Annotated in this window: 16 protein-coding genes and 1 pseudogene; 8 read left to right on the top strand and 9 right to left on the bottom strand. The window is 38.2% G+C overall.

The window, feature by feature from the left end; translation table 11 throughout:
• The first annotated feature begins 2 nt into the window (after positions 1 to 2).
• Positions 3 to 653, top strand: coding sequence for a hypothetical protein (locus D7V32_RS14145; RefSeq protein WP_120403486.1), 651 nt, complete (start codon positions 3 to 5; stop codon positions 651 to 653).
• Entirely contained in the window at positions 650 to 1,627 is a 978-nt protein-coding gene (locus D7V32_RS14140) for a M15 family metallopeptidase (protein WP_120403485.1), read from the top strand. The genes D7V32_RS14145 and D7V32_RS14140 overlap by 4 nt, the downstream gene beginning before the upstream one ends.
• 63 nt (positions 1,628 to 1,690) lie before the next feature.
• Here the strand turns inward: D7V32_RS14140 and D7V32_RS14135 are convergent, their stop codons facing one another.
• The 7 genes from D7V32_RS14135 to D7V32_RS14105 all read right to left on the bottom strand — a co-directional run bounded on the left by D7V32_RS14135 (position 1,691) and on the right by D7V32_RS14105 (position 6,750).
• Positions 1,691 to 2,449 (bottom strand): alpha/beta fold hydrolase, encoded by a 759-nt coding sequence (locus D7V32_RS14135; RefSeq protein WP_120403484.1) that lies wholly within the window; start codon positions 2,447 to 2,449, stop codon positions 1,691 to 1,693.
• A 692-nt stretch (positions 2,450 to 3,141) separates the two neighbouring features.
• The gene (locus D7V32_RS17645) at positions 3,142 to 3,702 is read right to left on the bottom strand and encodes a hypothetical protein (protein WP_228200227.1); all 561 of its coding nucleotides are present in this window, start codon (positions 3,700 to 3,702) and stop codon (positions 3,142 to 3,144) included.
• Positions 3,703 to 4,092: 390 nt separating this feature from the next.
• Positions 4,093 to 4,821 carry a zeta toxin family protein gene (locus D7V32_RS14125; RefSeq protein ID WP_120403483.1) on the bottom strand — a complete coding sequence of 243 codons (729 nt, stop codon included), beginning with the start codon at positions 4,819 to 4,821 and terminating at the stop codon, positions 4,093 to 4,095.
• 27 nt (positions 4,822 to 4,848) lie between these two features.
• The gene (locus tag D7V32_RS14120) at positions 4,849 to 5,109 is read right to left on the bottom strand and encodes a hypothetical protein (protein ID WP_120403482.1); all 261 of its coding nucleotides are present in this window, start codon (positions 5,107 to 5,109) and stop codon (positions 4,849 to 4,851) included.
• 307 nt (positions 5,110 to 5,416) lie between these two features.
• Positions 5,417 to 5,791 (bottom strand): hypothetical protein, encoded by a 375-nt coding sequence (locus tag D7V32_RS14115; protein ID WP_228200226.1) that lies wholly within the window; start codon positions 5,789 to 5,791, stop codon positions 5,417 to 5,419.
• Positions 5,781 to 6,137 carry an immunity protein Imm33 domain-containing protein gene (locus tag D7V32_RS14110; protein WP_228200225.1) on the bottom strand — a complete coding sequence of 119 codons (357 nt, stop codon included), beginning with the start codon at positions 6,135 to 6,137 and terminating at the stop codon, positions 5,781 to 5,783. Before D7V32_RS14110 ends, D7V32_RS14115 begins: the two co-directional genes overlap by 11 nt.
• A gap of 133 nt (positions 6,138 to 6,270) precedes the next feature.
• Positions 6,271 to 6,750, bottom strand: coding sequence for a hypothetical protein (locus D7V32_RS14105; RefSeq protein ID WP_147394229.1), 480 nt, complete (start codon positions 6,748 to 6,750; stop codon positions 6,271 to 6,273).
• Positions 6,751 to 7,798: 1,048 nt separating this feature from the next.
• Here D7V32_RS14105 and aroQ point away from each other — a divergent pair.
• From aroQ to accC, 3 genes are read left to right on the top strand one after another with little or no spacing between them, the layout of a single operon-like run.
• Positions 7,799 to 8,254 carry a type II 3-dehydroquinate dehydratase gene (gene aroQ / locus D7V32_RS14100; protein WP_120403480.1) on the top strand — a complete coding sequence of 152 codons (456 nt, stop codon included), beginning with the start codon at positions 7,799 to 7,801 and terminating at the stop codon, positions 8,252 to 8,254.
• 17 nt (positions 8,255 to 8,271) lie between these two features.
• Positions 8,272 to 8,688, top strand: a complete 417-nt coding sequence (gene accB / locus D7V32_RS14095; protein ID WP_120403479.1) for an acetyl-CoA carboxylase biotin carboxyl carrier protein — start codon at positions 8,272 to 8,274, stop codon at positions 8,686 to 8,688.
• A 17-nt stretch (positions 8,689 to 8,705) separates the two neighbouring features.
• Positions 8,706 to 10,076: an acetyl-CoA carboxylase biotin carboxylase subunit gene (gene accC / locus D7V32_RS14090; RefSeq protein WP_120403478.1), complete on the top strand. Its 1,371-nt coding sequence runs from the start codon at positions 8,706 to 8,708 to the stop codon at positions 10,074 to 10,076.
• An 80-nt stretch (positions 10,077 to 10,156) separates the two neighbouring features.
• On the opposite strand, the gene D7V32_RS14085 is transcribed toward accC, so the two are convergent.
• Positions 10,157 to 10,588 (bottom strand): hypothetical protein, encoded by a 432-nt coding sequence (locus D7V32_RS14085; protein ID WP_407641553.1) that lies wholly within the window; start codon positions 10,586 to 10,588, stop codon positions 10,157 to 10,159.
• Between the two features lie 497 nt (positions 10,589 to 11,085).
• Between D7V32_RS14085 and D7V32_RS17640 the strand changes: the two genes are divergently transcribed.
• Positions 11,086 to 11,337, top strand: a complete 252-nt coding sequence (locus D7V32_RS17640) for a hypothetical protein (protein ID WP_228200224.1) — start codon at positions 11,086 to 11,088, stop codon at positions 11,335 to 11,337.
• A complete protein-coding gene (locus D7V32_RS17635) occupies positions 11,325 to 11,729 on the top strand; it encodes a GGDEF domain-containing protein (protein ID WP_228200223.1) in 405 nt (134 codons plus the stop codon). The genes D7V32_RS17640 and D7V32_RS17635 overlap by 13 nt, the downstream gene beginning before the upstream one ends.
• A gap of 19 nt (positions 11,730 to 11,748) precedes the next feature.
• Here the strand turns inward: D7V32_RS17635 and D7V32_RS14075 are convergent, their stop codons facing one another.
• Positions 11,749 to 12,909, bottom strand: coding sequence for an MFS transporter (locus D7V32_RS14075; protein WP_120403476.1), 1,161 nt, complete (start codon positions 12,907 to 12,909; stop codon positions 11,749 to 11,751).
• A gap of 176 nt (positions 12,910 to 13,085) precedes the next feature.
• Here D7V32_RS14075 and D7V32_RS17900 point away from each other — a divergent pair.
• Positions 13,086 to 13,232, top strand: a pseudogene (locus D7V32_RS17900) (IS30 family transposase); the annotation flags it as partial.

Genomic DNA, 13,232 nt, shown 5'->3' with positions numbered 1-13,232 from the left:
ATATGGCATTCGAAAAATCAAATAACGTGCGTATTTTGCAGTCAACTAAAAAATCACAGGTTTCACCAATGCTTGCCGCAGCTCTTGGATTTTTTGCAGGATTGGCAGTAATTTCTATGGGGGCTTATGTATTTTTTCTCGGCGGGAATCATAAAATGAGCCATCCTGAGGCTATTCAAACTGTTGAGTATCCAAATCAAAAAACAGCTTTGTCGCCTGCAGCGCAAAAACATACTGATATAACATCTGCTTATAATACTGTTATTGATGAAGAGCCATTGGAAAAAAGACATCTTGCGCAAGAGGATGATAAGCAAGTTTATGAAAGTGATTTGGTAAATGCTTTTAGACATCCAAATGAGATAAAGCCAGCAGCTGAAAATACTCAAAATCCGCTTGCTGTTTTACAGCCCAAAATTTTGGCTGAGAATTTTAAAATACCCGTGCATAAACCTGTACCTCAAAAAGCAGCTGCAGCCAAAGTCAAAACTGAACCTGCTCAAATTTTAACAAAAGCACCATTATTGCCTGCTGTAAAAAAATCAACGGTTGTCCCTGAAGAGGAAGCTGAGTCACCGCCTGGTTCGCTCAACATTGCAGTAACCAAAAGTTTAAACCCAGCTCCAGTAGTAAAACCTGCAGCTGAATCATGATTATATTTATATTTTCATGTTTTTTGCTGCTGGTAATTGGTTCTGCTTTTCTAATGTCTGCAGAGCTGCGCCTTACAGTAATAAATATGTTTAAGGCACTCATCTCTAAAAGCAAAAGAACTTTTATGAGTGCTAAACAATTTGCAAATGAAATGAATACAGCCGCTTCACCAGAGCAAATTCAATCTCATTGGCACTTACAGCAATGGTGGATTTTGATCGCTGGCGCCGTACTATTTTCAAGTATTTTATTATTGGCTTTTACTCAGCCGATAACCGCTTCAAAAATGGAGGCTGATTATTTAAAAAAAGCTGACCCGCAAATTTATGCCATGCTGAATGGTGAAATGCTTGATGCACCTCCAGAAGTAGATGAAAACCTAGTGCAAGACGCAATTAATGAAGCTTTAGCGCTAGAAAACAGTATCAATACTTCTGTTATTTCTGCAGAGAATATAGCGCCGGCATATCCAAATATTTTGACGGATGATGGGGCTTTTGAAGCGCATAGCCATTCAGATCTGAGTAATGCCGACCGCAAATGGCACAAGATGAACCCTCGTTTTAAACAGCGCCTATTGATGGTCATTAAAACTATGCGGGAACAGCATGGATATGAAATGGTTCTTTTAGAAGGTTATAGAAGCCCGCAAAGACAAAATTCTTTGGCAACAAATATAAATACTACACGCGCTAGAGGCTATCAAAGTTATCATCAGTTTGGCTTGGCTGCAGATATTGCGTTTAAACGTAATGGAAAAGTCGTTATTTCAGAGCGCGATCCATGGGCAATGCGCGGTTATCAGCTATATGGCCAAGTTGCGGAATCTGTTGGCTTAACTTGGGGAGGACGCTGGAAGTCTATTCAAGATTATGGACATACTGAATACCGTATGCCAGGTTTAGTTAAAACAAAAGAAATGGCGGATAAGCTAACCTCCGAAGGCCAGCTGCAAGCTTCTAATTTTCAATAAGCATTTTTCAAAATCTCTATATACAACGGCATGTACATAGAGATTTATATTTTGATTTTCAGCTTAAAAATATTGGCGTAGCGCATGAAGAACTTCTTCTGTTTTTTCTGCATGCAGCCAATGGCCTGCACCTTGAATTTCTAAGATTTCAGCATTTGGAAATTGCGTATAAATTGCATCGACTTGTACTTGTTCACGAACATAAGGCGAATTTCCTCCACGCAGGAAAAGTGCTGGTTTTGAAAAAATGCTGTGTGTTTTCCAGCCTAGAATCTCTGGATAATGTTCATATAATGACTGAACATTGAATAACCACTGCCCTTTATTGAATGATTTCAATAAAAACTGAATCACCATATCTTCATGAATAAACTGTTTCATAATTGCAATTGCCTCTGAACGTGATGCAATATTTGCATTTTCTACAGCCAATAGTGCTTTAAAAATTTGATCGTGGTGATTTTGCTGATATGCATAAGGCGCTATATCTAATACTGCTAGTTTTTCGACACGCTCTGGCACGGCAGCGGCCAATTGCATGGCTATTTTCCCGCCCATTGAATGGCCAACAAGATTAAACTTAGCAATGTTTAAGTGATCCATTGTTTCCAATACATCTTGTGCCATTTCAGCATAATTCATTTCTGAAGCATGCTCTGATTTACCATGATTACGAACATCAAGCTGAATGACTTTATGTGTTTCAGAGAACACTCGAGCAAGCATGCCTAAATTACTTAAACTGCCAAATAGCCCATGAATAAAAATTAATGGTAATTTTGCAGTATTTATATTTTTATGAAATTCATAATTTAGGATCATTTGATTTAACTTTGCTTTACATTTTAGATGTAAGAATGATGCTGTATAAGGGGGATTGAATCAATTGCCTTTTTTTAATTTTATAATTTAGCTTAGGCTATTTGAGTATATCTATTGAAGAGAAATTTAGCTTGGATGGTTAAATAATAACTTAGAGCAATTTAGGTATGAATTATGCTCTATACGGCGTTACACATGATGAAAATGATTGCAGTATTTTGATAAAGCCCTTCTTCTTTGCGAATAAGTATACGGTTTATAATTAATTTAAAGTCTTTTCTGCTTAGGCTATTTTTGGCGATACTTCTAATCTTTATAGCCTATTTTCGTGTATTTTCCATTCGCAAGTTAAGCATAAATATAACCATACCTCTTTCATATAGTTATAAGGCCTTTCTCTTCTCGTAATCTGCCTGCTAAATCTATATTTTTTTATATCATTTTCCCCCAACCTTAAAAGAATTAACTAATTTCAAAGAGTCACGCTGTAGCTGTTTCCAATGTGGAAGCAGCTCACCATGAAAATCAATATCTAAAACACTTGTATAAAAACCATAATTTGGCACATGACTATATAGCTCACACCCTGTTTTGTTGCTAAAATAGTTTTGACAGCTAATGACAACCCCAATACGCTTACCTTCCTTCTCTTGCCAATATATATGCTTAGCAACTTTATCCCCCCCCTTTGCTTAGAGTGATTTGATAGAGACCCAAGTCCTGATTAAATACTTTTTGGCATTAATTTGTTCATCACTGATCTCAAAATCCGTAACACCCGAATCATTCACAAAAATTCGTAAAAGACCAATTTGATTTATAATATTTTTATTATCGCCCCACTCAATTGGCCATGAACCTCGCTGAGTTAAGGTAAAGGTAATGTTTTTATACTCTTTAGAATTAAGCTCAAACCCATTAGATGGTGACATTTCAGGCCATCTCACATTAAATGAAACATTTTGAATTTGATCCTTGCAACCTTTGGATTGATGCTCCTGTATATTATTTTTTCCCCAATAATTCACACCTTGATACTCAACTCTTGCAAGAAATAAATACCTTCGATCAATACGCATTTGCCGATCACCAAATTTCCCGCAGGCGTATAAGCGGGCTTTGACTTTTTCAGGGTCATGCATACTGTCATAGCCGTATATCAGCAATGAAATGACCAAAATCGCTAGTAATGATAAAAATGTAATCATTACTCGATTTGTTATGAATCGTTTTTTTAAAAAGTTAAAATTCATATCCCCTTCTTTTTGATCTCAAAAATCAATTATCTAAATTATTTAATATCTCTATATTTCTGATGTTTCATTTGATTGCCACGTTGCATTCAATGAATGAATTGTTCGGCCCTTAATGCCACTGTTTCTAATCTTGCAGCAACTCTCCGTACACTCTTAAGCGTACAACACATTTAAAAATAGTTTACTAAAAAGGTTAGCAGCACAAAAATAGAAAATTATTAATAAAAACTTAATAATTGAGAAAAACTGCAGATATATCCCCGAAGAATTTTATACTAAAGTTTTTTTTATTAATTTGAACTTCAAAAATGTTCATTTTTACATCATACCTTGATGAGAACCTAATTGACGGCAAAGTAATGAATAGCGCATGATAAAAATTACGCTCTAGCTCTCAAATTCTTTTAGAACGCGCTCTGCAAACCATTGAGGGACCCTAGTTGCAGCAGGGTTTAATTTTAATAATTCTGCAGACTCAATCTCTGCCAGAAAAGATGCCAGCTGACCGTCTGCAGAATTATCAAAAATATAAGTTCGGTCAGAAACCTCTACAGCCTGCATTAAAAGATCCATACTGCGCTGATAGCGTTGTTTAATTTTATCTTCTGGAACGTCATGCCCGCCCATTTTCACACGGTATTTTACTCGTGAAATATTAATTTCTGGATCGACTGTAGATACAAAATATAAATAGGTTCGGTAGCCTTGCTTTTTGGCCTCTCTTAAAAATTCAACTTTAGAAATATGGGACATAACAGTTTCAAAAGTAAAACTTATTTTTAGCGCTAAAAAAGTTAGGCGAATATAATCAATAATACGGGCGCAAAGATATGAATCTATTTCACTTTCTGCAAACTGAATAATCGATGTGCTAAGAATATTAGGCTCTTGAGCCAGTAATGGCGCCATTTCATTTGCTCTAGGGCGCTTTTTCTCACGCAAAAAACTGAGCAGGCCTACTGCTGTTAAAGATGAATGATAAATGTTTAAATCAAGAAAATGGTGCTGAGCTAATTGCTGTTCTAGTTCCTCGGCATTTAAATATGCCCCAATATGCTGGGGCAGTAAATATTCTTTAACAGTACTCTTACCTGAGCCATTTGGCCCTGCAAACATCCTAATGCGGGGTTGATACGTCATGCCTTATACAGCGCCCTCTAAACGTTTTTTACGTTTCATTGGTATAACTGCCGGCACAATATCGACATAGGCTTGGGATAAATCTTTTAATACTTGTTCTTCACCGTGCTGTGTACGGCGCACAAGTTTTTGATTTTTTGAAAAAATAACATCAGAAGTACTGCATGCGCGCACAAATGCTTGATGAAAAGCATGCACGGCTAAATGCGGGATCATTTCATCCTCGTATTTACCTGCTTTCATAACAGAAGTGTATGCCGTCATTGCAAAACTCCTCAGCTGCGTCAGTATTCTATTATGTTCTATCTTAGCAGATTCGTTCTATTTGTCTATTTATACAGCAATAAGCTCAGACATTGAATTAATACTATTTTTTAAACAAAAAAAAGCCACCTTTCAGTGGCTATAAGAGAACGTCATCAAACATGATGCAATATCAAAGTACAGCATGACGGACCAGGGAAATCTGTCATGTCGCACCTTAATATGGATATAGTAGTGTGATTTAATTGTCATTTCTGCCCAATTTCATATCATTACCTGACATTTTATATGTTCAGAACGATATTCTTTAAAGTTTCTCTTTTCCCGCACACATATATTCGGTACTCATTCCTGAGCCATGCAAACTTTTTTGCTGACGGTCTAAAAAATTTTGTGCGGCCATCTGCATAACAGGCGCCATATCTAAATTGCGGTTCTCGCTGGACAGCTTTTCTATTTGCCGATATGCATGAATGCGTTCACAAAAAGAACGGCTTTTTGCATCTGCATCCGCTGTAGATGCTGGATCATCCAAAACTGTTTTAGATTGATTAATCACATCTCTGTAATACTGCATTTTTTGATCATAAGCTTGCTGACTTAACTGCCCGCTTTGCGCATATACAGCCGAAGAAGACAAATAGCCTAACAACGCAATAGTAATAAAAAAATTAAGCTTCATCGCCTTCTTTCCAGACATCTTCATAATCATCTGAATCAATCATAAAGCGGTAGCCCGTATCTAAAGCTAAATAAGGCAGTGCTTCAGGAAACTCTTTTGCTAATTCCTGAACGCTGATTAATTCAAAGAAGTCCTCAGCTCCATCCAATTCACCGCCGTAGATAAACCAAGAAACATTATTTTCATCTGGCAGCTTGCGCAAGCCGACAATAGGCTCCTTATTCAAGGTATGCAAAGCAATAGCAATGATATCTGTCTCTTTTACAGCGCGGTATGCAGAATCAAACTCTTCACACAAAAGCTGCTGTTCTTCAATTAAGTCTTTGTCCAATACCATTGCAATCATTTCTATGGATGTTAAGTTAAAAGGCAGTTTAAGGCTTTCAAAGCCTAGTTACAACGTAATAAAAGCTTAGAATAGATATAAAAAATCCCAAGCATTTAAGCTCAGGATTTATAAAATCATATCGCTATGCAGCTTATTTTTGAGCAATTGATTTTAATTGCTTATACAGCAAAGACTGTTTGCCATCTTTATAGATATAACGTTTTAATGCGCCCTGATCGGTATGCACAGTAAGAGAAATATTATTACCGCTATTCAATTCTGTAAAAATTTTACTCGGTACAGTTATGCTGTTTTTTGAACGGTGCATGCCTAAAATGATGTCATATTCAGTTTTTTGCACTGCCGCATACTCAATATTTTTTTGAGCGTTGCTTAAAGAGATTTTTTGAATGTCATAATCTTTTTTCGCACTGCTTAATGCCACATGAATATTGGCTGTATCTTTCTGCTGTTCATTCCAAGACACAGTCACCACAGGACATAATTCATTCGGTTCACAAATCAATAAACCAGCCGTTGCATTTTCTGTTTGCGAAGGCACTGTATTACATCCGCTTAAAACCGCCGCTGATACAGCTAAACCCATACCGTATATGAACCACTTTTTCATAAAGCTCTCTCTTATTATCCATTTGACGGCCAGCACATTTTCATGCCAGCGCTTTCTATCTCATAAAACCCGATATTATTGAGTCTTATCTATATAGACATATCAAGTTTTGAGCATAACATAAGTTCTGGAAATCATTAGAGCGGCATGCTCACTTTTCTAGCTAACAATCAGCTGCTTTAAATGTCATGCATGTTTTGACGCTGTATTTAGCCTTTGTTCACTTTACACGCTATTTCAAAAGCTTTTGCCACCATCAGCTTATACATATGTACAGCTTCATTACGCATTTTGCCTACAGAATTGAAAGAAATAGTCATTCACTTCAGTGCAGAACTTGAGACAAAAGCTGGTCATCCTAAATATTAGAATATAAAGATCATTCTATGCAGACAAATCAGTAAAGGTACATATTGAAAGAAGCCTCCTAATCAAAAATCATGGCGTTATTCTTTTGAGCTAGCCTAGGCCTGATACCGTTAAGGTATGCCAAAAAAATGTAAATCGTTAAATAAAAAGCCATAAAAATAGACACTTAATTGTTTTATATAAGATTTATATGTTTACAACTTTAAAAAACAATTGATTCAGTTCCCTAAATGGCCAGCTTTAAAGCCTCTTGAAATAACCGCATTCATAAATATTGCATTACGTACAGGCAAGAAACGGCTGTTCCCTAATCAATAAAATAAGGCTTAAAAACAGAGATACTTCATAAACAATACATCACAGCTTTTTTCTGCCAGCAGTAAATTTATTTATTGCACATTATTGGAAATTGTTTACAACATTTCCGTTACATAAATAATATCAACAGTTTTAGCCAATCCAGCTTACAATGAAATATCTAGAGATCTTTTGAAAAAATGTAATCTTTTAACATTGCCTATTCTCTGCAAAATTTACATTATATAGCCCAAATCTGGCGCACTGCTTTCATGTCAATTCAAAGAATTTATAAATAAAATATGGAAATTTGTGCCATAATAAGCAAACTTTGCAGACATCTTGCAAAGTATTTTTGCAACTTATTATTGGAGCAAGCTGAATGAGTTCGACCATCTTGGTCATTCATGGACCGAATCTAAATTTGCTAGGAAAGCGAGAACCAGAGGTTTATGGATACCTCACCCTTGAGGATATAAATCAGCAGCTCACCGCACAAGCGCATAAAGCATCAATTTCTCTAGACAGCTTTCAAAGCAACTGGGAAGGCGCAATTGTCGACCGTATTCATCAAGCGCAGCAAGAAGGCGTTCAATTCATCATTATTAATCCTGCAGCACTGACACATACCTCTGTTGCAGTACGTGATGCGCTTCTTGGTGTGGCCATTCCGTTCATTGAAGTTCATTTATCTAATGTTCATGCGCGTGAAGCTTTCCGCCACCACTCATATTTATCAGATAAAGCCGTTGGCGTAATCTGCGGCCTAGGCGCTAAAGGCTATGCTGCAGCACTTGACTTCGCCATCGAAAAAACCCAACTAACTTTGCAATCTTAATTTAGGAATACTGTCTCATGGATATCCGTAAAATCAAGAAACTCATCGACCTGATGATTGAGTCTGACTTACAGGCAATTGAAGTTAAAGAAGGCGATCAATCGATTGCGCTAACTCGCCGAAATCCAGTAGTTGCAGCAGCTGTTCCTGCTATGCCGACACCAGCAGCGAGCGCTCCAGCGGCAAAATCACCTCGCGGTGCAGTTGAAACATCGCCGATGGTTGGTGTGTTCTATGCAGCGCCTAGCCCAGGCGAAGCGCCTTTCGTGAAAGTTGGCCAAACAATTTCTGCTGGTGAAACACTCGGCATTATTGAAGCAATGAAAATCATGAACCCAATTGAGGCAACTCAAAGCGGTGTGGTTGAAGAAATTTTAGTTAAAAATGGTGAAGTGATTCAGTTCGGTCAACCACTTTTCCGCTACCGCGCATAAAACCTCGGGGAAAAAACATGTTGCAAAAAGTTTTAATTGCAAACCGTGGTGAAATCGCGCTGCGTATCACACGTGCCTGCAAAACTTTGGGAATTAAAACCGTTGGTATTTATTCCGATGCAGATAAAGACCTTATGCATCTGCGCTTCTGTGATGAAGCCGTATGCATTGGCCCTGGCGCAAGCAGCGAAAGTTACCTGAATATTCCTGCGATTATTACAGCAGCTGAAATTACAGGCGCAGACGCTATTCACCCAGGCTATGGTTTCTTATCTGAAAATGCAGAGTTTGCAGAAATTGTAGAAAGTTCGGGCTTTATTTTTATTGGCCCGCGCCCTGAACATATTCGCCTTATGGGCAATAAAGTATCCGCCATTATGGCAATGCGTAAAGCAGGTGTTCCAACTGTGCCGGGTTCTGCACATGCAGTAACGCCAAACAACGCGCTTGCTGAAGCTAAAGAAATTGGCTTCCCGCTTATTGTCAAAGCTGCTTCCGGCGGCGGCGGACGCGGCATGCGTATTGTAGAACGCGTAGATACACTGCTTGAATCTGTACAGGCTGCACAGCGTGATGCTGAAATGTGGTTTGGCGATGACACGGTTTATATGGAACGCTTCCTTCAGAAGCCGCGCCATGTAGAAGTTCAAGTCCTTGCAGACGGAAATGGTCATGCAATTCATCTATTTGACCGTGACTGCTCTTTACAGCGCCGTCATCAAAAAGTATTGGAAGAAGCGCCAGCACCGGGACTGCCTGAACAAGCGCGCGCAGATATTTTGGAAGCCTGCGTAAATGCATGCCAAATGATGCAATACCGCGGTGCAGGTACATTTGAGTTCTTATTTGAAGATGGCGAGTTCTTCTTCATTGAAATGAACACACGTGTACAGGTTGAGCATCCAGTCACTGAAATGGTCACTGGTGTCGACATCATTGAGCAGCAGCTTCGTATTGCTGCAGGTCTAGGCTTAAATATTCAGCAAGAAGATGTTGTCTGCACAGGTCATGCAATTGAATGCCGTATTAATGCTGAAGATCCCACAACTTTTATGCCGTCACCGGGTAAAATCGAGCACTTCTATGCTCCAGGCGGTGCAGGCATCCGTTTAGACTCTCATATCTATCAAGGCTATAGCATTCCGCCATACTACGATTCAATGATTGCAAAACTGATTGCTCATGGTAAAGACCGTGAAAACTGCATGGCTCGTTTAAAGCAGGCTCTGGATGAAATGATTTTGACTGGGATCAAAACCAATATTCCGCTGCACAAAGACTTAATTTTGCAAGATAAACAATTCTGCAAGCAAGCAATGGATATCCACTATTTGGAAAAACATTTGCTTAAACAAATTGAAGGTCATTCTGACAAAGAAAAAGAATAAACCCTTCAGCAGACCATAAAAAACCGCTCAAATTGAGCGGTTTTTTATCTCTTCAGCAACTTGGCGACAATAAGTTCTTATTATGGCAAGACGCGGTAAAGCGTTGCAAAGCACTGCTCTGCTTTTTCATTGCTGCAAAAATCGATTGTGCTCGGGTTTTTCCATTTCACAAAATACTGCGAAATTTCACCAGTTTGATCAACAGTATTACCAGAACAGTCTTTTTGATTATTGTCATATTTAACTTGTAAAATAAGTGCAGGAATCTGATCATCAGACTGTGCAGGCGGCTGATAATCATAAATGCCAGCAGACCACTCCTCACCGCTCTTAATCACAACATCATTGCTGCTTTTAAAATTGTAATATTCAATGCATTTGCGGTTATTGGGTATTTCCATACCCCATAAACCTACAATTTCTGGGCGGGTGGTTACACGGAAAGTATTCTCAGCATTTAGCGCAGCGGCTTGATTCACCGATGTTTTATTATTATCTGCAGCTCCAGCCATACCAGCATATAACATCAGTAAAACTGTCAAATATGTTTTTTTCATAGGCTTATTCAGTCATTTCATCCCTGTCAGCTAAGTTACCACATTTTTCTAAAAAACCGCCATTTATCACCAATTTATAACAATCATTTCTATTCATCTTTATAGACTTAAGCAACAGTAAAATGTCATCGGTCGGATTTACATCAACATCTTGGAGGTCTTCACGATTTCTTCATCTTCATCGGAATTTCATCCGCTATCATGGACAAACTTAATATAATTTTAATCATTACTTTAATAACGCATTGGCAACTTTAGAGCACAATTATTCTTTATGCACACTGCATCATCCAAAACGCAGGTTTCCATATTTTTGGGCATAGGCTTCATTATTTTCATCAGCAGTTTGCGTTGCGCTGATTTGGGCCGCCTTAAGCTATCGGTTATTTACGGTCACAACCATTAACTTCTTTGTCATTTTAGCGACTTACCATAGCTTAAATGACTTTTATTTGGCTGTTTCTGCCGACATCTACTTAACCACAGCCATGTCTGTGCGCATAGGCCTATGCATGCTAAGCCTAACACCGCTTATTTTATGCATTATTAGTCAAAACCGTCATGAGCTTTATAAAAAAGTGCTGTATTTTGCAAATTATGACAGCCTTACTCAAACCATGAATCGGCGCTATTTCTTTCAAATGACAGATGAAATGCTGCAGCAGCATCCTAAAAAGCATTTACGCTGCTCATGCTGGATATAGACCATTTTAAACAGATTAATAACCAATATGGCCATTATGGCCATTATGGCCATTATGTAGGTGATCAAGTTTTACAGCAGTTTGCAGAAAATATCCGTCATCATTTACGTGAAGATGATTTCTTTGCCCGTATTGGCGGTGAAGAGTTTGTCATTTTACTTAAAAATATTTATGGTCATGAAGCACAGCGAATTTCTGAACGCATCCGCTATATGATTGAGCAATCACCAATTGAACTATATGGGCAAGCACCGCTGAATATCACCGTCAGTATTGGCATGACACAGCACAACCAGCCGCAAATACCCAATATTCAGCAGCTGATCAATCGAGTCGATTTTGCTCTATACCAAGCTAAGCAGCATGGACGCAATCAAGTGATCGCTAGCTAAACGGCCCGCCGAATTTGTATCAACTTTTAGCTTCAATCTCTTTTGGCAAGCCTATTACAAAAAGTAAGCCTAAAAGTACAACGATGCCTGCTGCTATAAACATCGCTTCACCTGAATATATTTCCCAAAAATACCCAGCTAAGATGCTTCCCGATGCAACCCCCATGCCCCACATTGTACTGTAGAGCGCTTGACCGCGGCCTTGCTGACCTGCACTGAAGTTTTGAAAAATAATTCGCATCGCAATTAAGTGAAATAAGCCAAAACTGAATGCATGCACAGACTGCGCTATAAACTGTATGCTGAAACTTTCTGGAAAATAGCCTGCTGCAATCCAGCGCAGGCTTGTTAATACAAGGCATAGGCTGACTAAGCTGCGCCATGAATATCTGCTAAAGAAAAAATTGGCATAAGCAAACATAATAATTTCAGCAATAACACCAACCGACCAAAGCAAACCAATTTGTGTAGTTGAATATCCAGCCTGATGCAGATAGTTGCTATAAAAGCTATAGAAAGGCGCATGTGAAAATAGCATGACCAGTTCAATCATAAAAAAACTTAAAACAGCTGGACGCTTTAATATAGGCCAAAGCGGTTCTAACATTTTTTGTGAAGATGGCGCTTCAGCAGGTTCTTTTATGGTAAATGACCAAAGGAATGCTAAAAATGCAATGCATAGCAATAAAACAGGCAGCATAGAAATAGGGATTATTTCCAGCAATGCTCCTATGCCAAATACTCCGACAATAAATCCTATTGATCCCCATTTTCTGACTTTGCCATATAAAGCTGCTCTTTTTTCTGCCAGCCAGAAAAGTGTAACTCCTTCAAACTGCGCCAAAATTGCATTTTGAAAAAAGCTAAAAATCAGCATGAGTAATGCAACTGACTGAAAGTTGTTTGGAATAATAAAAATAAGGAACCAAATGCAGGCTTCCATCCATGTCGCTATACGTACCAGCAACATGCGTTTGCCTGATTTATCTGCTATCCATCCCCAAATAAAAGGTGCAAAAAAGCGTGTAATAATAGCAATCGATGACAATAAGCCAATTTCTTGGTAGCTAAAACCTTGGTCTTCTAAATATAGACTCCAAAATGGCATGAATGTACCAACAATAGCGTAGTAGAAAAAATAGAAACCGCCAAGTTTGGACTGGATTGGAATAGATTGCATTCAACTTTATTCACTTGCATTATCAAATACTTAATAAAATAAATGATTGATTGAGCTTGCAGTCATTGGGCTATATTGATAGCCCAACAGCCTATAAAAACTCATTAATTTTCGTAAGTTTATCACTATTCCTTTTCTAATAAAAAACTGCTCTAAACATATTACCCCTTCTATCTAAAAGCATTCATGACAGACCTGTTGAGATTGAGCAGCGGACTCGTTTTGGTTATTTGGAAATAGATACGATTGTTGGTAAGAACCATCAGCAATCATTGGTCTCGATTGTAGATAGGAAGACAGGTTATTTATGGCTGAAAAAGTGC

The organism is Acinetobacter tianfuensis, from assembly GCF_003611465.1.
Lineage (GTDB): Bacteria > Pseudomonadota > Gammaproteobacteria > Pseudomonadales > Moraxellaceae > Acinetobacter > Acinetobacter tianfuensis.
The sequence above is the reverse complement of the archived record's forward strand: the minus strand, read 5'-3'. Positions and strand labels throughout refer to the sequence as shown.

Excerpts from the sequence above, each read along its gene's own strand:
- D7V32_RS14075 (WP_120403476.1), bottom strand. The coding sequence starts at position 12,909 with ATGCAATCTATTCCAATCCAGTCCAAACTTGGCGGTTTCTATTTTTTC.
- D7V32_RS17635 (WP_228200223.1), top strand. The coding sequence starts at position 11,325 with ATGCTGGATATAGACCATTTTAAACAGATTAATAACCAATATGGCCAT.
- D7V32_RS14140 (WP_120403485.1), top strand. The coding sequence starts at position 650 with ATGATTATATTTATATTTTCATGTTTTTTGCTGCTGGTAATTGGTTCT.
- D7V32_RS14085 (WP_407641553.1), bottom strand. The coding sequence starts at position 10,588 with ATGGCTGGAGCTGCAGATAATAATAAAACATCGGTGAATCAAGCCGCT.
- D7V32_RS17645 (WP_228200227.1), bottom strand. The coding sequence starts at position 3,702 with ATGAATTTTAACTTTTTAAAAAAACGATTCATAACAAATCGAGTAATG.
- D7V32_RS14135 (WP_120403484.1), bottom strand. The coding sequence starts at position 2,449 with ATGATCCTAAATTATGAATTTCATAAAAATATAAATACTGCAAAATTA.
- D7V32_RS14105 (WP_147394229.1), bottom strand. The coding sequence starts at position 6,750 with ATGAAAAAGTGGTTCATATACGGTATGGGTTTAGCTGTATCAGCGGCG.
- D7V32_RS14125 (WP_120403483.1), bottom strand. The coding sequence starts at position 4,821 with ATGTTTGCAGGGCCAAATGGCTCAGGTAAGAGTACTGTTAAAGAATAT.
- D7V32_RS14145 (WP_120403486.1), top strand. The coding sequence starts at position 3 with ATGGCATTCGAAAAATCAAATAACGTGCGTATTTTGCAGTCAACTAAA.
- aroQ (WP_120403480.1), top strand. The coding sequence starts at position 7,799 with ATGAGTTCGACCATCTTGGTCATTCATGGACCGAATCTAAATTTGCTA.
- D7V32_RS14115 (WP_228200226.1), bottom strand. The coding sequence starts at position 5,791 with ATGAAGCTTAATTTTTTTATTACTATTGCGTTGTTAGGCTATTTGTCT.
- accC (WP_120403478.1), top strand. The coding sequence starts at position 8,706 with ATGTTGCAAAAAGTTTTAATTGCAAACCGTGGTGAAATCGCGCTGCGT.
- D7V32_RS14120 (WP_120403482.1), bottom strand. The coding sequence starts at position 5,109 with ATGACGGCATACACTTCTGTTATGAAAGCAGGTAAATACGAGGATGAA.
- accB (WP_120403479.1), top strand. The coding sequence starts at position 8,272 with ATGGATATCCGTAAAATCAAGAAACTCATCGACCTGATGATTGAGTCT.
- D7V32_RS14110 (WP_228200225.1), bottom strand. The coding sequence starts at position 6,137 with ATGATTGCAATGGTATTGGACAAAGACTTAATTGAAGAACAGCAGCTT.